Genomic DNA, 20,719 nt, shown 5'->3' with positions numbered 1-20,719 from the left:
TTTGAATGCTGGAGAGTTTTTATCCAATCAATCTAAGACTCTATCGATCCAATCATCCGACATTTGAACATATCCATCAGCTCCTTGAAACACGCGGTCGAAACCGTCGTTACTACCATATTTACCCCTTTCAAAATCTGTCATGTGTCATTTCAGAAAATCGTATTCCGGACTGTAAAAGGGCAGCGGAGCAATAGGTATCCATGCAGCTGGAATGTAGGGTGATTGTACGTCAAGCTTGAAACCATGCAGTGCGGCAATCTTCGAGTACAATACCGCAAATGTAGAAATCAGGCCTTGTGAGTACCCGCTCTCATGCGCGGCTCTGGCTTTTATCATTTTTGGAGAGACCAGCTCGGCGATGACTTCCTCCATACCGGCTTTATTACCATCCGCCAGCGATTTAAAAAAAGGTTGTCTGATAGGTATCTTTTAGCATCGCCTTTCGGTGGATTGTTATCCACACGTTCACACCGTGAAACAACAGACTCAAAGTCCCCTTTCACCGACAATATTATCTGGTACGCCGTAAAGTCCGGAGTTGTGACAGATTCAATTCGCTTTGCGTCACGGATCTCAGAAAACCCACAAAACCATTTAGTTAATTTATCATTATCAGAGACTAAAATCTTTGAAAACTGAAGCACCTTGTGAAGCAGGCTCATTTTGTCACTTCTCAGTTCAAATTCATACTTAGTGAGCAACCCCCAATTGTAAAACCAATTTTTTGCAGCATTAAGGTCACCCAACTCAAACCACGCCTGCATGCCTTTCGCGTACGAATGGCGAGATAAAGTACTTGCACACCCCGCTGCGTCGCCCGTCCCGGTTTCAATGTAATTAACACACCGCTGAATATCAAACCCTCCATCCAGATGTGATTTTATGTGATCCAACCTGATTAACGACTCTTTGGCATCCAGCATGACTGCTCCAAATCACTTCAAACGAGCGATGACTAATTTCCCAGTTTTCCTATCTACACCAGCTACACCTTTGATCAGGGTGCCTTTGTCGACACTTTCCAGTACTGCTGCATATGCTTTCGATGATTTATCCAAAGATTCGAGCACCTTCGATACCCATGCATTAGACATCTGAACCACCCAATCAGCTCCTTGAGTCAATGCAAAACCACCATTGAGTTGCTTCGATTCCAGAATCACGATCTGACCATCCTTGTTAAGGTAAACATGGTCAAAACCATTATTGCCTCCATACTTACCTCCATCCAACGGCTGAAGCCCTTGCCGCGCAGCAACTGATTCTACAAGCTCCTCGGTCAATGTGCCCTTGGTGTCCAAGCCATTCGTAATATTTTGTGCAAGGCTCTTCTCAGTGTCAGTCAAGTCGGTTATCGCAACCAATGTATCCAAATCATCCATGATGCGATCTCTCGCCATTTTGGCTCGTTGAGAGTCTGCAATATCCTTCGCATACTCCATATTGCCTGTACTGTCTTCGTCAAACTTTCCCTGTTCCCATTTCTCGCGTGAGCACTCGTCATCAGTCCCACAACCGCCCATTGCTTTGGCAAAGGCGACTCTCGCTTCGTGTTCGAGGTAATTGAACTTTGTTGCTTGCGACGCAACCCATCCCGCAATAGCCTGATCCTTGTCGTTGCCGCCAGCAGCGGCTGCAACCGTCAATCCGATCAGTTGCGAGGTCATCGCCAACAGCTGATCGTGCATACCGTTGCTGAATATCTTGTCGCCCACGGACGCCACGAAGGCTTCGTTCGCACCGGCAGCCAAAGCGCCAGTTCGGAAATCTCCACCTGCAAGTTCGGCGATCAATCCGCCGACCAGTGCGTGAGCCCCCATTTTTCCGGGCAGCCCCGAGAACTCCAACTGAGTGCCCAGCGGTTGTAAATTCCGGCGGACATGACATCGACTCCGGAACTAATCGCCGATTGTGCAACGTTGTCCTTGAGGCTTCCTCCGTTATTAGCGGTATTGGCAACTGCGCTGAAACCGTTCTGAGCGAAGGTGTATTCACCGAATTTGATCAAATCAGCTGTCTTTCCAAGATCGAAGCCATGCGTCGCCTTGGCTGCACCTTCTGGCGCCACACCGAAAGCCTTATCCAGCACCCCGGCTGCAAATCCAGCTGCCAGTCCTGTTACCAGATACCTCTTCATGCTCTCGGCAGAAGTCACGTCCTTAAACACAGCGCCGATGTTCCCTTTGTTATTAACGACGCTGACTGCTGCCTGCGAAACCGCCGCAGAAAAACTAGCAACAGCTGCGGCGCTCGCAGCACTGGAAATGGTTGCGGCGTATGCGCCAAGTCCTGCGGTCGTTGCCGCTGTGGAGGCAGCACTTCCTGCGGCCGTACCGATCGTTGCAGCCGTGCCCGTGCCAGCAGTCAACACGGTCACGATTATGATGATTGCCAATCATTGCCCCTGACCCAAGCCGGAGTGGCTGTACTTGTACGAATCGTGCGCCTCTTTGATCAGCTGCCAATCCACGTCACCGCGCTTCTCGGCATCCTTCAGCCAGACAAGGCTAGGGTCTGCCTTGACCATCGCATCAATCGCTTCGCTGACGGTTTGCTGATTCACCTGCTTGACGTCAATGTGCAAACCATCCACTGCCTTGATCGCCAGATTGCCATTCGCGATCAGCTCGCTTTGGCGCAAGGTCTCATCGGTACTGCCTTTGCCCGACATGGAATTCCAAGCCAAGTCGCTTTTGCTCTTCTCATGGCTCTCCTGATGAAGGTCTTTAACGCCCTCAAACAGGATGCTACCGCCGCTGTTGAGCGTGAGATCATTACTGCTGTTAAGCTTGGCCACCTGATAGTGCTGATCCCCGCCACTGACCAGCATCATGTTGCCGCCGGAAGTGATCTCGCTGCCGATATGGGTGACCTGCGTCACCTCATCGCGTTTGGTTTTCTTCGCGCCAAACGAGCCTTTTTTCTTCTTGTCGTACAGCGAGTAATCGCTGTCCTGCGCTGCCAGGATGTCCAGCTTGTCGCCTGCGACCAGGTAGGCTTCCTCGCCTGCGGTGATGCGGCTGGAGATCACCGCGAGGTTTTGTCCGGCGCTGACCGCCACGCTGCCGCCCGCTTTGATGTCCGTTGCAACCTGGCTGACGTGGTCTTCCTGGATCGTCAGTTTCTTGCTCTTGGACAGGAAGTGATCTTCGTCGGCGGCGGAGCTGATGGTGACGTTCTCGGTGGCGGCAATCGCGATATCGCGCTTGGCATCGATCTGGCTGGCGATGGCGTTGACGTCACGCCCGGCTTGCACGGACAGATCACGGCCTGCGCTTACCGTTGCACCTAGCTGCGTGATGTCGCTGCTGGTGTGTTTGCTGTCGAGCACCAGGCTGTTGGTGACTTGCGTGGAGGCGATGTTGATGTCGCGACCGGCGTTCAACGTCAGGTCGCGGCCACTCTGCAGCATGCTGCCGATGTTGTTGAGGTCACGACCTGCCGACACGCTGAGGTCATTGGCTGCTTCGATGCGTGCTGCGTTGTCAGCGTAGTCCTTGTGCAGTTGGCCGCGGGTGTCGCTTTCCAGTGAGGCGACGGTGCGCTCCTTGGCAACTTCGCCACAGATAACAGACTCGTCATAAGATTAGTCACCATTAAATCCGTGTCACCATCTGATAATTCCAGGCCCCCAGTGGCCGTACCGCAGAAAATCCATAACTACTTCTTTAAATTCTGAAGAGGCATATTGACAAAGGCTTTCCGCCTGAAGCTTAAGACATATATTTATTCCACTCCGGATGAGTGCCGTCTTTATATCGCCATTTTTTGCCTGCCATGTAGGCATTCTCACCAAAATAACCGCGAATTTTCTCTCGAGTAGAACCCGAAACCATTTCAGTCACATCTGCTGTAGACTGTAGCCAGTAGATATCATTGGCGATTTGCTCAACCTGGTAAAAAGGAGCATTCTCAATTTTATCTCTACCAAACATTTCCACATAAGGTCTACCATAAATGGACACATTTGGAATCTCTGGAAGGCGCATCATCAAATTAAACGGTGTATCCCATCCATCGCAGTTCATACTTCTAATGTCCCCATACGCGACATTGCACACCACCGCCAGCCCTTTGATGAAAGACAGATAATCATGCAAAATTTTGGGATTCCGCCGATAAGCGTTCGACAATAAAAAACCACCAAAATAAGACAGCAAATTATTTGCCCGATCCCACTGGAGCTGGTATTCACAATCTTTATTGGCCGACAAGACCACCCCACCAGCCTCACTTTTACTTTCCTGCCCGACGAGAACTCGTACAATGTCTTCGGCGCACTCAATAATTTCGTCACCCGAAAACAGTCCGTAACGAACAGGCTTTAAATTAACGGGAGACTCGAAAATTGCCTTAATAACTCCAGCGGCAATATCACCCTTCGAGAAATCATCGGTTGTACTAATCGAAACGCTTATCCCTGCTACCAAATTGCTCACTTAACGCCCACCTGTTTAATTTGCACGCCGCGTTGACGTGCGTAGTTTAGCAAAGATGGGTTGATCGGTGTATCCCCCATTGGCGTGTAATAAATCAATGTTTTGCTCTGCGTGGTGGTAGTCCACTCGATTAACGCCCTTGCTTGCAGGTCGAAAGGGATAGAAGAACCCGTCTTAGCATCAGCAAATGCGACTACCTTGCCAGACTGGTTGTAAATTGTGTAATCAGGGATAATAAATTTTTTCCCTAGATCGGCCAGATCTGGCGTAGGTAGTTGAACCTGAGTACCTATTAAACCCCTATCATTCAATCCTTTTAGTTTTGTTTCCAAAACAAAATCGTCGAAAGAATTACCAACAGCTTTATTTAAGTTCACTACGTGCCCAGGCGTGATTGCCTCTTGAACAATCGCGCTACCTTCTTTCCCCAATACAGCAAACTCTGAAAGCGCTTTAACGCGATTCACAGGCAAAAAGTTTATTGCAAACTCTACGTCACTTTGACTGCGAATTTGAGCACTTGCAAAATAATTACCTTGTATATCGTAGAGCTTTGCCAACGCTTCTTTGGTTTGGCTTGCGTCTGCGGCGCCTATCAAAGAATCAAATGGGTGCTTAGTTAGGCTCATAATCCCGTTTGCTACAGCCCCGGGATTCAGCAACGCATCCCATGCAGATTGTAGTGACCCCACAAATCCAGCGTTGGCGCCGGAAATCGTCCCGGCAGACAAATTGGCCGCATTCGAGGATGCTGAAGTTATATCCGGCTTGCTCGCCAGGTTGTTTTTATAGAACTCCTCATACTCGCCAAAAAAATCACCGGAGTAAATTCCTTGGAGATTTATCGCATTGATTGTGTTGTCTGAATATTCCGCAGCATAGTTACTGCGGTAATTTGCGATTAATACCATTGTCTCAGCTGGAGAATAGACCCTCTCTCCCCCAACTGATGAAACATCTCCTTTACGCGGAGCGTAGGTACTCCCCAATGGTGCCAAGGCTATCCCCAAGTATTTTAGCGCGAGGTCGCTTGGTACATTTCCTTGTTGAGTGAGTAGGCCATTCCAGTCCTTATCAGTGTAGTACACCAACGCTTTTGCAAGTTGCTGCTCAGCATCCTCCGCACTGATATTTGCCTCCAGAGCAAAATTGGCTGCTTCCTTTTTGATCAAAGGAATCTCGTCCGGGTGCATTTGGCGGTTGTATTGATCCGCCATTAACGAAACCCATGCAGCCTCATTGACATCGTTGCCGCTCAGGCCTGCTGCCGTGAGGCCAACAATTTGAGCCATCCCCTGGCGCAGTTCAGGGCTATTTTCAAATATCGCATTCAACGCACCAGCAGAAGCCTGACTGGCACCTGCAGCTATGGCGCCAGTCGCAAAATCACCTCCCGTTGCAGCCGATACTGCACCGCCCATCAAGGCGTGCAGCAAGGTTCTTCCTGCGCCGCCTTCAGCCCAAAGCGACATTCCCGCCGAATCATTGTTAGCAAGCGCTGTCAGGTACTGTTTTTGTGCGAAATCACCTACCTGACTGAACCCAACGGCGGCGGCGACAACTCCAGCTTGATTAGTAATATTTGACAGCAAGTTATCACTAAGGCGCCCACCATTGACCGCCGTCTCAACGACTGCTGATGTTATGCCTTGAGCACCCAAGTGAACCGCAAAACCGCGAATACCCTCAAGCGTCGTTAAATCAAACCCTTTAGTCAGGCTGTTGAAAGGCTTGGTTGTTCCTCCTAACTTAGGATCGATTACCCCTGTAGTAAACCCGGCAACCATCCCCGAAATAGCCGCATTTTTTAAAGCGTCGTTGCTAAGCGTCTCTTTTAAGGCCGCGCCTAAGTTGCCTTTATTGTTAATCAGGCTGACAGCGCCCGTACCGGCCATAGAGGTCAATACGGCGGTGACCATCGCATTGCCCCATCCTGCTGCGGTAAAGCTGGCCCCAGCAGCCACGGCTTCAGCAGTGGTCGCTGCCGCCATGGTCGTTCCTGCGCCCGCCTCAACTCCCGCCATCATCCCTACTGCGCCGCTTGCGGCACCCGCAGTCAAAACCGTCACGATGATGATGATCGCCAACATCGCGCCTTGGCCCAGGCCCGAATGGCTGTACTTATAGGAGTCGTGCGTCTCTTTGATCAGTTGCCAGTCAACATCCCCGCGCTTTTCAGCGTCCTTCAGCCACGCCAGATCCGGATCAGCCTTGACCATCGCATCAATGGCTTCGCTGACCGTTTGTTGATTCACCTGCTTGACGTCAATGTGCAGTCCGTCAACAGCCTTGATCGCCAGATTGCCTTTCGCGATCAGCTCGCTTTGGCGCAAGGTCTCATCGGTACTACCCTTGCCCGACATGGAATTCCACGCCAAGTCGCTTTTGCTCTTCTCATGGCTCTCCTGATGAAGGTCTTTAACGCCCTCAAACAGAATCCCTCCACCACTGTTAAGGGTCAGATCTTTGCCACTGTCGAGCTTTGCAACCTGATAGTGCTGATCCCCGCCACTGACCAGCATCATGTTGCCGCCGGAGGTGATCTCGCTGCCGATGTGGGTGACCTGCGTCACTTCATCGCGCTTGGTTTTCTTGCTACCAAAAGAGCCTTTGCTTTTCTTGTCGTACAGCGAGTAATCACTGTCCTGCGCTGCCAGAATGTCCAGCTTGTCGCCTGCGACCAGGTACGCTTCTTCGCCTGCGGTGATGCGGCTGGAGATCACCGCGAGGTTTTGTCCGGCGCTGACCGCCACGCTGCCGCCCGCTTTGATGTCCGTTGCAACCTGGCTGACGTGGTCTTCCTGGATCGTCAGTTTCTTGCTCTTGGACAGGAAGTGATCTCCGTCGGCGGCGGAGCTGATGGTGACGTTCTCGGTGGCGGCAATCGCGATATCGCGCTTGGCATCGATCTGGCTGGCGATGGCGTTAACGTCACGCCCGGCTTGCACTGACAGATCACGGCCTGCGCTTACCGTCGCACCTATCTGTGTGATGTCGCTGCTGGTGTGTTTGCTGTCGAGCACCAGGCTGTTGGTGACTTGCGTGGAGGCGATGTTGACGTCGCGACCGGCGTTCAAGGTCAGGTCGCGACCACTTTGCAGGGCACTGCCGATGTTGTTGAGGTCACGACCTGCCGACACGCTAAGGTCGTTGGCTGCTTCGATGCGTGCTGCGTTGTCGGCGTAGTCCTTGTGCAGTTGACCGCGCGTGTCGCTGTCGAGCGAGGTGATGGTGCGTTCGTTGGTGACGTCGTTGCCGATGGCGGTCACAGTCACGTCACGGCCAGCGATGATGCCGCCTGCCTTGTTGGTGATGTCGTTGCCTGCCAGCAAGTCCAGACGATTGCCTGCCGCGACCAGCCCGCTGTTGACCAGGTCATTGCCAGCGGTGGCGGACAGGTTGTTGGTGGCTTTCAGGGTACCGACGTTGTCGAGGTTTTGGCCGGCGATAAGGGTGACGTCTTTGCCGGCAATCAGTGCGCCGTTAGGTGCGAGGCGGTTGTCGGCCTGGGCCAGATACAGCACCGGTACCAGGACTTTCTCGCCATTCACTTCGTGCTCTTCGAGCCAGACGATGTCGTGGGTCAGGGCTGCAACCTGTTCGGAGGTGAGCGATACGCCAACGGACAGGTTGAGGGCGTCCTTGCTGGCGATGGCGTTGTTCATCAGGTACTTAAACTGATCCTCGTTGGAGGTCTGTCCGTTAATCAGCGACGCCCGTTCTCCGGCAGCCGTTGATTCGCTGTTCCAGCAGTGTGTTACTCCGGAACGTCGCAGATCACCTGTCTGCAACTCAAGGTGAGCAGATCCCTGTAGCCCTAAGCACGCCAGAAGACATGCCGGACTCGGGGTTAGATTCGTCAAGTCAGAATCGGGAGTCGGTGAATAGAGTGTTACCTATAGAGTTGATGCCGCCTTGAGCCGTTAGCTCCTCTATGTGGCCTTTTATTTACCGGTTATCGCTCATCATCTTGGCTTTCCTTCACTTACCCCTAACGTAAGGCCTCAAAGCTAGCAAGCACACCTTGTAGCGGCACAACCCACTCTGAGATACGCGCCCCATCTTCATTATGGGTACGTCTGATGCCTATATAGCCACTCAACTTTTCTATATTGAAATCCTCGCCTAGATCCTCAAAAAAAAATAATTCTATTCTGTACATAAACCTCTTGCCCACCATGATAAAAGGCCCAAACGGAGACAAAATTGCTCAGCTTCGGGTTCCTCATAGAGGTAATTATGGCAGTATTTCGCCCCACTCCTAGCCCATGAGCAATTGAAGACTTCCAATTCTCTATGTATTGATTCCTTGTCCAATACGAAAGGGGCAACACAAAAAACTCGTCACAGCCTGACAAGTGCAAAACCCCTTTAATTACAGCCTCATCATGCCGCTTGTAAAGTATCGCCCCTAGAGTCACGCTAAAATTCATAACCAGCTCAACTCGAAATACCTAGGCCTTCAAATTCTTGCTCAGACCAGCCTTTGGCGCCATTTTAATAAAATTATTGCTCTCACCCGAAACGCTCTCAATAAAAAAACATCCATAGCTTTATAATAATCCTAATCATCAAATAGCATATCAAAGCTGATCACTTTAAACGGGTCTGAAATTAAACATTAAATCCTCGTCCAAAGTCGTTTTAAATCTCATCAGCAACCCTACTTCCAACAACCTAATTGCCGCACTACCTGAAATACGAAAATCATATTTATCCAGTAGCAAAATCAAATTCTCATAGAACAACTCTAACTCACCAACATCAAAAAGCCATTCTGACATTTGCTCCATTTGTTCATCAAAACTCAACATCTCAGGTGGAAAGCTTGCACCAATTTGACCTTGGCACTTTATCTCATTAAAAATCATCTGGAGATTACTCTCCAATACATTCGTTTTTTCTTTCATTATCTCGGATTTCTCGGTGTATTCGTAGGGTAGCCAGTTACGATTCTCTGACCCACAGTATCGTAAACCACTTTTACGTCAACCGCTTCGTGGGTGGCCACAGCTGTGACGTAACCACGGGCGTCTGGTTTTGACCATTGAGTCTTGCCGTCGGAGGCAATACTTGAAACTACATCAATAATTTTCTGATCGCTCCAGCTCTCGGGAAATTCCGACTTATTCGGTTTGCCTGTGCCAAAACGATGCCCTCCCGATTGCGGCCCATCGCCATCCAGAATGTGTGTCATAGCTTTCTGATCTAAAAACGACGATCCTGCTCCGCCAGCCTTGGAACCCAGTACTATGCCGCCAACTGCGCTGACTACATGAGATAACCAGCTCGCCTCCGAGGCTGAAAATCCATTCTGCCGCATAGCTAACTGACTGGACACTTGCTGTAAGGTAGAAACCTCAGTCATTAGCTGAAGGCTGTACCTGGGCAAATCCATTCTAATACTTAAAGGAATTGACTCATCACGCTGCATCTTTGACATGCGATCAAGCAAACTTAGTCGATCACTCAACACTTCGTTATACTTGTCGAGACACTTTGAAGGGTCAATACTGCATATCGCATTAAGATCGTCTTGTCTGCTTACGCTAAGCTGCCTGAACTCTTCTTTTACCTTGTCGCAATTCCCAGCAAGCTCACACCCTTTACTTTCATCGACAAGTCTATCGAGCTCTAGGTGACCTAAAGAGTTGTATTGCGTGGCATTATTTGCAACTGATGCTCCAACGTTGACATTGCCGCCCGTGACAACACCTGAGAGCACGCCGATTAATTGTGAGGCAGCTAAAAGATTTCTAACTCCCTGCTGATATTCCTGGCTAGCAGGATCTAAACCTGTCGGTATTAATTTATCTGCAAGGTAGTCAACTAAAGCTTCATTCGCTCCACCTGCCAGAGCACCAGTTTTGAAATCTCCTCCCATCGCGGCAGCGAGTAGTCCACCAAGGCCAGCGTGAAAGGCGATCTTCTGCAAGCTACTATCGAGATGCATGTCGCCGATACCGCTCGCAGCAATAGCTCCTCCGATACTTACCGCTGCCCCCGATGCCGCACTACCCAAATTGTCTGCGAAACTGCCACCGTTGATCACAGTGTTCACAAACGCGTTTGCGGTAATACTACCAATGACTTTCTGCGCACTCGCAAAATCAAAATTCAGCTTGCTTGGGTTATAACCAAGCGCACTGGAAGCGAAGCCGGCGGTTGCTGCCGAAGTAAGATACCCTTTTACTGCACTGCTCGATGTGACGTCCTTGAAAACAGCGCCTAGATCGCCTCGATTGTTAACTGCGCTAATCGTGGCATTTGTAGCCGCACCAGCAGCGACAGCTCCAACCATCGCAGCGCCCGCTCCCGTCCCGGCTCCAACCATCCCTGCAGCAGCGGGCCCAACAACTGCCGCCATCAAAATGGCAATTGCTATTTGGGCAGCCACACCCAAACCTGAGTTGCTGTACCTGAAGGACTGGTGAATTTCCTGCACCAGTCGCCAGTCAACATCTCCGCGTTTCTCCGCATCTTTGAGCCACGTGAGATTCGGATCCGCCTTGACCATCGCATCAATCGCTTCGCTGACGGTCTGCTGATTAACCTGCTTTACATCGATATGCAGGCCGTCTAAGGCGTTGATTACTAAGTTACCCTTGGCAAGCAATTCACTCTGGCGCAGTGTTTCGTCGGTACTGCCCTTGCCGGACATCGAGTTCCAGGCAGCGTTGCTATTACTCTTCTCGTGACTCTCCTGATGCAGATCCTTCACGCCCTCGAACAAAATCCCGCCACCGCTGTTCAAGGTCAGGTCTTTACCGCTCTCCAGCTTGGCCACCTGATAGTGCTGGTCGCCTCCGCTGACCAGCATCATGTTGCCGCCGGAGGTGATTTCGCTGCCGATGTTGGTGACCTGAGTCACCTCATCGCGCTTGGTTTTCTTCGCGCCGAAGGAGCCTTTTTTCTTCTTGTCGTAGAGCGAGTAGTCGCTGTCTTGTGCGGCGAGGATGTCGAGCTTGTCGCCCGCTACCAGATAGGCTTCGTCGCCTGCGGTGATGCGGCTTGAGATGACGGCAAGATTCTGCCCGGCGCTGACGGCGACGCTGCCGCCTGCGTTGATTTCGGTCGATACCTGGCTGACGTGATCTTCCTGGATCGTCAGCTTCTTGCTCTTGGACAGGGAGTGATCTTCGTCAGCTGCCGAGGCGATGGTGACGTTCTCGGTCGCGGCAATGGCGATGTCACGCTTGGCATCGATCTGCGTGGCGATGGCGTTGACGTCGCGTCCCGCCTGCACCGACAGATCGCGGCCTGCGCTGAGGGTTGAGGTGGTCTGGGTGATATCGCTGCTGGTGTGTTTACTATCCAGCACCAGGCTGTTGACCACTTGGCTGGAAACCGTGTTGACGTCACGTCCGGCATTCAGCGTGAGATCACGCCCGCTCTGCAGCGCACTGCCGATGTTGTTGATGTCCCGACCTGCGGAAACGCTCAGGTCATTGGCCGCTTCAATGCGCGCTGCGTTGTCTGCATAGTCCTTGTGCAGTTGGCCGCGTGTACTGCTGTCGAGCGAGGTGATGGTGCGTTCGTTGGTGACGTCACCTCCAATGGCGGTCACGGTCACGTCGCGACCGGCGATGATGCCGCCCGCCTTGTTGGTGATGTCGTTGCCCGCCAGTGCATCCAGACGGTTGCCCGCCTGCATCAGGCCGCTGTTGACCAGATCCTTGCCCGCAGTCGCCGACAGGTTGTTGGTGGCTTTAAGGGTGCCGACGTTGTCGAGGTTTTCGCCTGCGATGAGGGTGACGTCGTTGCCGGCGATCAGTGCGCCGTTAGGTGCGAGGCGGTTGTCGGCCTGGGCCAGATACAGCACCGGTACCAGCACCTTTTCGCCATTCACTTCGTGCTCTTCGAGCCAGACGATGTCGTGGGTCAGCGCTGCGACCTGTTCGGAGGTGAGCGATACGCCAACGGACAGATTCAACGCATCCTTGCTGGCGATGGCGTTGTTCATCAGGTATTTGAACTGATCCTCGTTGGAGGTCTGTCCGTCGATGAAAGCCTGGCCGGTGCGGGCGGTGACGGCCTGTTGTACGAGACGCTGTTCGTAGAGGCCGTCGCCGAGGCGTTTGGCGCTGACGTCGGGGTCGTAGCCAAGGCCGGCGAGCAGGTAGTCCGAACTCATGAATTGCTTGAGGTCGGTGAGTACCGGGTTGGTTTCGATCAGGTATTTGCCGGTGCCAGGTTTGGCGGCGGAGCTTGGCAGGCCCTGGACGCGCGTCAGGCCTTGTGCACCGCTGGCGACGTTGATGCTACTCACGTTGGCCGTCACGCCAGCGTCCTGACGATCCGCGACTGTCACCACGTGCCCGGTAGCGCCTGGATCGCCTGCGTTGCCGATGAGGATGTCGCGGGTCGAGGTGCCAGGAAGTGTCTGGTCGCGCTGCGCTGCGGAGACACTGGCGCTGCCAATATTCCAGTTCTGCGGGGCGGTGCTGGCTTGCGTGCCACCCTCAGCGCTGAGACGGAACAGACCGTTCTGCCCGGTGGGCAGGCTGAAGCCAGGCAGGCTGGTGGGGTCTACCTGTTGTTGGGCCAAATCGGGAGGGAGTTGCGCATTCAGGCGTACGACAACGGTGGTACCTGTGCCATTGGCGTGGGTGTCGGCAACCTTGTTGGTGCCGCCAGCGGAGGCGTAGTCTTCGTGAATGACGCTGTTTTGCAGGTCTTGAGTGGCGTTGATGGAGACATTGCCACCCGCTTGAATGACAGCGCTCCGGCCAGCGTTGCCGGTGCCGTCCTTGGCGACTTCCACGTCGCTGACCAAGGCCAAACCTGAAAGCGCCGTCGGGAGTTGCAACAAATTGGCGGGGTCGTACTGGGAGGCCGGGGTGCTTTCCCACGCATAACCAGAAACCGTGAGGGCGGAAACGTTCTCACCTGTTTCAGCGTCCTTGACGGTAGTGACTTTAATCAAACCACCGTCATGCCCAGGTTCCCGTCCCGTGGAGAATGTCACTACTCCAAGACGTAGCTCCCCAGAAGATGCGACGTAATAGATCTTAGGGAAGTCCGGGTTATCGCGCTGGTTGTAGGCAACGACTTCCGGCATAAAACGGTTGACGGTGCCGTCCGTCACAACACCTTGGGAATACGTCCGCGTACGCTCAACCGTCCCACTCACCGCACCAATGTTTTTGACATTGTCGGCCTGAATCGAAATATTGCCGCCGGCGCTTACAGTGCTTTTGCTGTTGAGAAAGCTGCTGCCGGAAAAGCTGAAGTCGCTGCCTGCGGTCAACAGTGCCGATGCACTGGTGTCGCTGTCCTGGCCTGCGTCGAAGGTCTCGCGCGCAACGTAGTTGACTTCATAGTGGTCGCCACTGCAGTCGATGCACTGCACGGCAATAAAACCTGAAACCAGCGTGCGCCCTACAGCGAAGTTCTGCGTCCCGTCCGAGCCTTCGGTACGGTTTTCAAACGCTGTGGCGCTGAGGGTGAATTTACTGCCGCTCTCCATCGAACCCGAAATGTTCGACACCTGGTTCGCACGCGCCGCGCCATAACCACCGATGGTGAGATTTCTCAGGCTGTAGAAGTCGCCTTTCAGGTTAGTGAGCGTGGCAGTGTTTACCTGCATGTCCGCGCCACTGAAGATCAGCCCTTGGCTGTTGCTCAACGCAGGCGTGGTCAATGTGAGGTTTTGCGCCGCACCCAGCGTGCCGTAGTTGGCAAGACTGCCCGCGTTGACAACCAGGTCAGTGCTTGAGGTCAGTCGGCCATAGTTGGTCGCCGTGCCTGCGATATTGATGTTGGTGCGCGCACCACCCGCAATGCTGGCCGCACTGCCCAACGCCAATTGGCTGGCAGAGAGGCCCAATGTATTAAGACTGCTGACACGGCCATTGCCGGTATAACTGCCGCTCAAGGTCAGGCTCAACGTTCCGTCGCTGGCGATCAGACCGTCGTTTGTCCAGCTCCCACCCGTGCCCACCAGCGCAGTCGACGCCAACAACTGTCCACTGGCCGTCTGCGTGAAGTTACCAACGTTGACGCTCAGCGTGCCTGCCTGAATGACGCTGCTGTTCGTCCAGCTGTCCGCATTGAGGGTGAGCGCGCCACGCGTAATGAAGCTCCCGCCAGCGTTGATGACGTTGGTCGTGGAAATCCCGAAATTGCCACTGCCCACATGCAGGATGCTGCCGCCCGCGTTAAGCAGACTGCCGACACCCAGCGCGAGGTCGGTGTTGGCGGTTTCCAGGGTGCCGTTGCGGTTATCGAGCAATCCGCCGATCTGGAAGCGGGTCACACCGCTGGTGCCCAGCGCGCGGAGTTTGCCGGTCTGGTTGTTGAGGCTGGCGGCAGTGATGTTGAGGGTGCTGTCGCTTTCGATGATGCCAAGCTGGTTGTTCAGCGCGCCGCTCAGCGTCAGGTCGATCTGCTGACCCGCGATCTGGCCGTCATTGCTGCCGCTGTTGTCGAAATTGTTGGCGGTGACGATGACGCGCTGTTTGGCATACAGGCCGCCGTTGCGGTTGTCGAAGTTGCCGCTGCCGGTGTTGATCAAAGCGTCGCCGCTTTGCGCCGAAATGCGGCCGCCGTAGTTGTCGATACCGGCCAGCGCACGAATGTCGAGGCTTTGCGCTTGGGTGATGCCGCCCTGACTGTTGTTGTTCAGGTCGTAGCCGTTTTTCAGCACGCCGGTGATGCGCGCGGTGAAGGCGTTTTGCAGGCTGGAGAGCACGCCGCCACGGTTGTCGACGTTGCTCGCAGTGACGTTGAGGTTGCCGCCTTGGGCGATGATCTTGCCGCTCTGGCTGTCGATATCACCGCTGACCGTCAGATCCATCGCGCCCTGACTTTGCAGTGTGCCTTTGCCGTTGGCGAGGCTGGCGGCTTGCACGGTGAGGTTGGCGTTCTTGCTGTAGATCAGGCCGTCGTTGGCGTTCTGAATGGCGCCGCTGGCAGTGAGCAGGAGTTGATCGTTGGCCGCGACGGTGCCGCGATTGCTGTTGTCCAGGCCGCCGGTGAACAGGGTCAGTGCGCGTTGGCTGGCGAGTTGGCCGCCCTGGTTGTTGATCTGGTTGGCGCGGCTGACCAACAGGTCGCCCGCGCTGGCGAGTTTGCCATTGGTGTTGGTCAGGCTGCCGAGCAGGTCAAGGGTCACAGCAGCATTGCCGGCGATGCTACCGGCGCTGTTGTCCAGGTCAGTGCCGGTGAAGTTGAGCGCCTGTTGGGCGTTGATCGTACCTGTGGCGTTGCCCAGCGTTGCCGCATTGAGGGTCAACGCAGCGCCACTGTCGATGAGGCCGTTCTGGCCGTTGTCCAGCAGGCTGCTGACGGTATAGGTCTGCTCTGCTCCACTGGACAGAATCCCGCCCCGGTTATCAACGCTGGCCGCGCTGATGTTCAGTGCTTTCTGGCTGACCAATGCGCCATTGGCCGCGTTTAGCAAGGCACCAGTCAGGCTGACGCCGACGTCGCCATTGCGGCTCGACAGCGTGCCGCTGTTGCGGTTGTCCAGGCTGCCGCCGCTGACATCAAGCCCTTCCCAGCCAGAGATCAGCCCTAATTGATTGAGCAGCGAATTGGCGTTGAGGGTCAGGCTCTGGTTGCTGATCAACTTGCCGTTGCTGTTGTCGAGCATGCGGCCTGTGAGGCTGAAACTCTGGCTGCTGGAGATTTCGCCGTTGGCGTTTTTGAGGTCGCGCAGGTGGTTGAGGGTCAGCGGGTTCTGGGTCGTGATCAGGCCGTTGCTGTTGTCGAGATCTGCGCCATTAAGGTCGAGGTTAACGGCAGTGGTGCCCAGCAGCGTGCCACCGATGTTGTTGATGCCGGTCGCTTGCACGTTGAGGGTTTGTGCAGCGTTGATCAGGCCATCGCCGTCGTTGCTGAGCAACCCGTTGACGTTGAGGGTCAGGTCACTGCGGCTGGTCAAAGTGCCACCGCTGCTGTCCAGCGTGCCCGCCTGCGCATCGAGGCTGGCGGCAGCGATCATGCCTTTGACGTTGTTCAGTGCCTGACCCACTCGCACGATCAAGCTCTGAGTGCTCAGCAGTTTGCCGGTGCCGTTGTCGAGGCTGTCGGCGTTGAACTCAAAGCCCAGGGCGCTGGAGATTTCGCCGCTCTGGTTATTCACAGCCGCAAGGTTCTTCAGCAGCAACGCCCCGGGCGCGTTGATCAAACCGTTCTGGTTGTTGAGTTGGCCATGGTTGAGGTCGAGGGTGAGCGTACCGTTGCTGAACAGTTCGCCACCTTGTTGGTCGAGGCCGGTGACGCTGGCGGTAACGGCCTTGGCGGCAGCGATGCGACCGCCGTCCTGGTTGGTGACCTGGGCTGCGGTGAGGCTCAGGCTGTCGGCGCTGGTCAGTTGGCCTTGGTGGCTGTTGTCTAACGCGCCGGTGTTGACGACGGTCGCGCCCTTGCCGGAGATCGCGCCGTGGTTGCGGTTGTCGAGGCTGGCGCTGGTGAGGGTCAGCGTGCTGTCGGTGCTCACCGAGCCCTGCTGGTTGTTCACCGCGCCGGTTGCGATGACCTTCAAAGCCCCGGCGCTGGAGAGTTTGCCGGTGGTGTTGGTCAGATTGTTGGCCGCGATATTCAGGGTGCCTTCGCTGCTAAGCAGGCCGTTACTGTTGTCGAGGTCACCGGTGAGGTTGACGCTGAGATCGGTTTGCCCGGACAGGGTGCCGCCACTGTTGTTCAGCAACCCGCCGTCGAGGCGCAATGCGCTGCCGGTATAGATCAGGCCGTTGTTCTGATTGAAGACGTTGGCGATGTTGAGGTTCATCGCGCCGCCGGACAGCAGCTTGCCAACCTGGCTGTTGTTGAGTTGGCCCGCTTTGATGCGAACGTCGATCTGGCTGGAGATTTCGCCACCACGGTTGTCGATGTCGCTGAGGTCAAGATTCAGCGCTTTCGTTGCCCCGACCAGGCCGCCCGTGCGGTTGTCGAGTTGGCTGCCTTTGAGCGCCAGGTTGCCTTGGGCGACCAGCTCACCTTTCTGGTTGTTCAGGGTGGTGATCGTGGCGTTGAGGTCACTCTTGCTGGCTAAGCGGCCGCTACCGTTTTGCACTGTATTGGCGACGATCTGCGCGGGCCCGGTGGCACTCACCAGTCCGCTCTGGTTGTTCAGCGTCCCTTGAACGCTCAGGGCCAGTTTGCCCCCGGCCGTGATCTGGCGACCGCTGTTATCAAGGTTCTGACGGGTGGACGCGCTTAGATCGCGGCTGGCAATCACACTGCCGTTGTTACGCAGGTTTTGAGCGCTCAGCGCCACATCGCCCATGGCGTTACGACTGTTGTCGGCATTGACCCCCGCTTCAACAATCGCGTTGTTGGTCAGCTGGCCATTGCTGCTCAAACTGATGCGATCGCGCGCGGCAATGTTCTGCTGCACGTTCAGCGCATCGCGTGTCTGCAGGTCGACGCTGTTGCCGTAGACCGTGCCCTGCACATCAGCGCTGGCGGCCTTGACGTTGACCGCGCCGTTGGCCGCGACCTGGGCCATGCTCAGTTGGCCGTTGGCGTCGATCTGAATATCGCCCGCGCTGGCGGCGAGGTTACCGGCGAGTTTCACGCCGACACCGGCTTCGGTGCCGACCAGCCGGATCGCACCGGCGTACATGCCGCCCAGTGCCGAGCTGTCGATGGCCAGTTGCGGTTTGTCGCTGCCGTCTTCGGCCAAGGAGGTGGCGTTCAGGGTCTGGGCATCGACATCGTTGCGGCCGGTGATGATGTTGAGCTTCTTGGCGTGGATCTCGGCGTTGATTTTCGCGCTGCGGGTGATGATGTCGAACTGGTCGACGTTGTCGGCATTGAGGCCGGCGCCGTCGATGGAGACGCTGCCGCCTTCGACACGGAAGTGGTCGAGACGACCGTTGTCGAGCACCGGTTTGCCGGTGGTGAGGGTGACTTGCGGGGTGTTGATGAAACCGCAGCCGTTGCAGCTGATGCCGTACGGGTTGGCGACGATGACCCGGGCCGATTGCCCGGCCACTTCGGTGTAGCCCTTGAGCTGCGTGGCATTGGCGCCGACCACTTCGTTGAGAATGGTGCTGGCAGCGCGGCCGTTGAGGTTCTGGTTGCCGAGGATGATGCCGCCCAGTTGGGTGCTCTGGGTGCGGTCGGTGGCGTTATTGAGAATCACGCCCTGAGCGCCGACGTTGTATTGCTGGTACTGGTTATGCGACAGGCCGCTGCCGTTGGGGGCGGCGATGTTGACGATGGGTACGCCGTTGCCTGCCTGGCCCATCGTGGTGTTGGTGGTGCCATTCACGGCAATGCCATCGGCCTGGGCCAGCAGCGGCTGCCAGAACATCGCCTGCACCAGAATCAGTGCGATGCCACGCTTGGGCAGACCACAGAATGTCGATCGCTCGATCAGTTTCGCGGACGGTTGGCGGGCAAGAAAGTTGAAGAAACGAACGTCCATGTCAGGCATCCCGGCGAAACGTTAGAGGAAAAAGTCCATGCGGAAGTAAATCGGCGATTCGCGCTCGATCAGACCGGCAGGACGTTCCAGAGAATGGGCAAAGGTCACGGTCGCGGCGATGTGCTGGCCGCGCGCGAAGAATTCGAAAGAGTTGCTGGACAGGCGTCCGTGTTGGTCGTCGTTGTAGCGATCGTTGCGAATCACGCCCTGGTCATAGCCAGCGACGGTGCCATATTCGGCGAAGACGGGGCGTAGCCACTCCAGAGTCACGGGCCGGGTCAGGCGCAGTTCGTTGCGCCAGTAACCACCGCTGTCGCCGGACAGGAACTGATCCTTGTAGCCGCGCACCGAGGACGATCCGCCAAGGCTCATGCGCTGCGGGCTGAACAGCGCGTCTTCGCTTCGCTGTCCGGTGGCGAGGCTGGTAAAAGTGAAGCTCTCCCCCCACAGCTTGAACGGTTGCAGGTAACTGACGGTGCCGGTGTATTTGCGATAGCGCGCGTCGGGCTCGCCAGGGCCGGGATGGTTGTTGGCTTGTGCGCCAAACGCGCTGATGCCCTGCTGCATGCCCAGATCGATGTTGAGAAACGCGCCACCGACGCGTCGGCCGTGGTTGATGCCGTATTGCACTTCGCTGATGCGGTTGCTGCTCAGGGCCAGGCGGCTGTCTTCGACGTAGTTGTTGGTGCGCAGGTTGGACAGGCCAACGTTGAGCGAGGTCTTGCTCAGGGCGTCGCGATAAATGACCCGCTCGGCGCGCACCTGATGGGTCTGGCTGTCGCCGGTCTGCTTGAAATTGAAGCCGCTGGCTTGGGCCTGCGAGCGGTAGTCCGTTTCGCTGTAGCTGTAACTGAAATTCCACCAACCCCATGGCAGGTTGTAGGCCAGCGATGCGTTGTGCGAGGTGTGCTGGTGATCGGTCATGGCATCGTGGCCGCCGCGCAAGCTCAGCTGATCGGCCAGACCCAGCGGGCTGTCCCACTCAAAGCCTGTGTTCCACTGTTGCTCGCCGGTGCTGCGCTGACCGTCGTTGTTGCGCGACAGGTTCACGCGCCAGGGTTTCTGCGGGGCGTTCTTGACCAGTACGTCGCTGCCACCCACGGCCTGACCCGGCGTCAGCTCCATTTGCGCCTGATTGGACGGCAAGCGGTTGAGCTGATCGACCATCTGCTCGATCTCGCGCAGGTTGACCAACTGCCCTTCCCTGCCCGGAAACGCCATCGCCAATTCGCGATCGGTCAGGCTGCTACCGGCGTCGCTCTTGAGTTTTTCGAGATGGCCTTCGATCACCAGCACTTGCAAGTGTCCCTTGGACAAATCCTGCTGCGGCAGATAGGCGCGGCTGGTGACCAGGCCTTTCTCGATATACAGATTGGTAATGACCTTGAGCAGCGCGTTGAGCTGAGAAACGCCCAGGCACTGGCCCAAATAAGGTTGCGTCAAACGTTTGCGCTCGGATTCGGAAAGCGAGTCAGCGCCTTTGAGTTCAATCGTGTTGATGGTGAAGCAGCGGAGGTCCGCGGGCGCACTGGGGGCCACGGGAGCGCCCTCCTTGCCCGGCAAGTTCTTAAGCTCTTCGAGGCGGCGCTGCTGCTCTTGAAGCAGGCGTTCCTGCCGATCACGGATCAGGTCCTGCACGCCGGGCTCGGGCACGGGCGCGGCAAGTGAGGCGAGCGGCATGGCGGCGAGCAGGCAGTAGAAAGCAACTCTTGAAGCGGGAGAATTCACGTAGCGTCCTTGCAGTAGCACAGTGACATCAATTATCGGCGGCGATGTTAATGAGCCATTACTTTGACGTTAATTGCCCGGCGACGAACTGTTAAGCCATCCACTGAATCGGCCATAAGCAAATCGGGAAGGACTAACCAAACCAAAAAGGCGCCCGAAGGCGCCTTTG

10 protein-coding genes and 1 pseudogene are annotated in these 20,719 nt (G+C 55.5%); all 11 read right to left on the bottom strand.

Annotated features, from left to right (window positions below; genetic code table 11):
- Positions 1-147 precede the first annotated feature (147 nt).
- Positions 148-375: a hypothetical protein gene (locus AB4N84_RS18660; RefSeq protein ID WP_460042584.1), complete on the bottom strand. Its 228-nt coding sequence runs from the start codon at positions 373-375 to the stop codon at positions 148-150.
- Positions 336-926 carry a hypothetical protein gene (locus AB4N84_RS18655; protein WP_460042583.1) on the bottom strand — a complete coding sequence of 197 codons (591 nt, stop codon included), beginning with the start codon at positions 924-926 and terminating at the stop codon, positions 336-338. Before AB4N84_RS18655 ends, AB4N84_RS18660 begins: the two co-directional genes overlap by 40 nt.
- A gap of 12 nt (positions 927-938) precedes the next feature.
- Positions 939-1,796, bottom strand: a complete 858-nt coding sequence (locus AB4N84_RS18650; RefSeq protein ID WP_460047195.1) for a hypothetical protein — start codon at positions 1,794-1,796, stop codon at positions 939-941.
- A gap of 71 nt (positions 1,797-1,867) precedes the next feature.
- A pseudogene (locus tag AB4N84_RS18645) lies at positions 1,868-3,577 on the bottom strand (DUF637 domain-containing protein); the annotation flags it as partial.
- 139 nt (positions 3,578-3,716) lie between these two features.
- Positions 3,717-4,442 carry a hypothetical protein gene (locus AB4N84_RS18640; RefSeq protein ID WP_460042582.1) on the bottom strand — a complete coding sequence of 242 codons (726 nt, stop codon included), beginning with the start codon at positions 4,440-4,442 and terminating at the stop codon, positions 3,717-3,719.
- Positions 4,439-8,233 (bottom strand): DUF637 domain-containing protein, encoded by a 3,795-nt coding sequence (locus tag AB4N84_RS18635; RefSeq protein ID WP_460042581.1) that lies wholly within the window; start codon positions 8,231-8,233, stop codon positions 4,439-4,441. Before AB4N84_RS18635 ends, AB4N84_RS18640 begins: the two co-directional genes overlap by 4 nt.
- A gap of 200 nt (positions 8,234-8,433) precedes the next feature.
- On the bottom strand, positions 8,434-8,604 hold the full coding sequence (locus tag AB4N84_RS18630; RefSeq protein ID WP_460042580.1) for a hypothetical protein: 171 nt from the start codon (positions 8,602-8,604) through the stop codon (positions 8,434-8,436).
- Complete coding sequence (locus AB4N84_RS18625; protein ID WP_460042578.1) at positions 8,576-8,875, bottom strand: hypothetical protein; 300 nt, start codon at positions 8,873-8,875, stop codon at positions 8,576-8,578. The genes AB4N84_RS18630 and AB4N84_RS18625 overlap by 29 nt, the downstream gene beginning before the upstream one ends.
- A 165-nt stretch (positions 8,876-9,040) precedes the next feature.
- Positions 9,041-9,352 carry a hypothetical protein gene (locus AB4N84_RS18620; RefSeq protein ID WP_074759394.1) on the bottom strand — a complete coding sequence of 104 codons (312 nt, stop codon included), beginning with the start codon at positions 9,350-9,352 and terminating at the stop codon, positions 9,041-9,043.
- Positions 9,352-18,822: a two-partner secretion domain-containing protein gene (locus tag AB4N84_RS18615; protein WP_460042577.1), complete on the bottom strand. Its 9,471-nt coding sequence runs from the start codon at positions 18,820-18,822 to the stop codon at positions 9,352-9,354. Before AB4N84_RS18615 ends, AB4N84_RS18620 begins: the two co-directional genes overlap by 1 nt.
- Positions 18,823-18,843: 21 nt before the next feature.
- Positions 18,844-20,502: a ShlB/FhaC/HecB family hemolysin secretion/activation protein gene (locus tag AB4N84_RS18610; RefSeq protein ID WP_460047062.1), complete on the bottom strand. Its 1,659-nt coding sequence runs from the start codon at positions 20,500-20,502 to the stop codon at positions 18,844-18,846.
- Positions 20,503-20,719 lie beyond the last annotated feature (217 nt).

The organism is Pseudomonas sp. S2_H01, from assembly GCF_054668305.1.
Note: the sequence above shows the minus strand (reverse complement) of the source record. Positions and strands in the feature narration are given on the sequence as shown.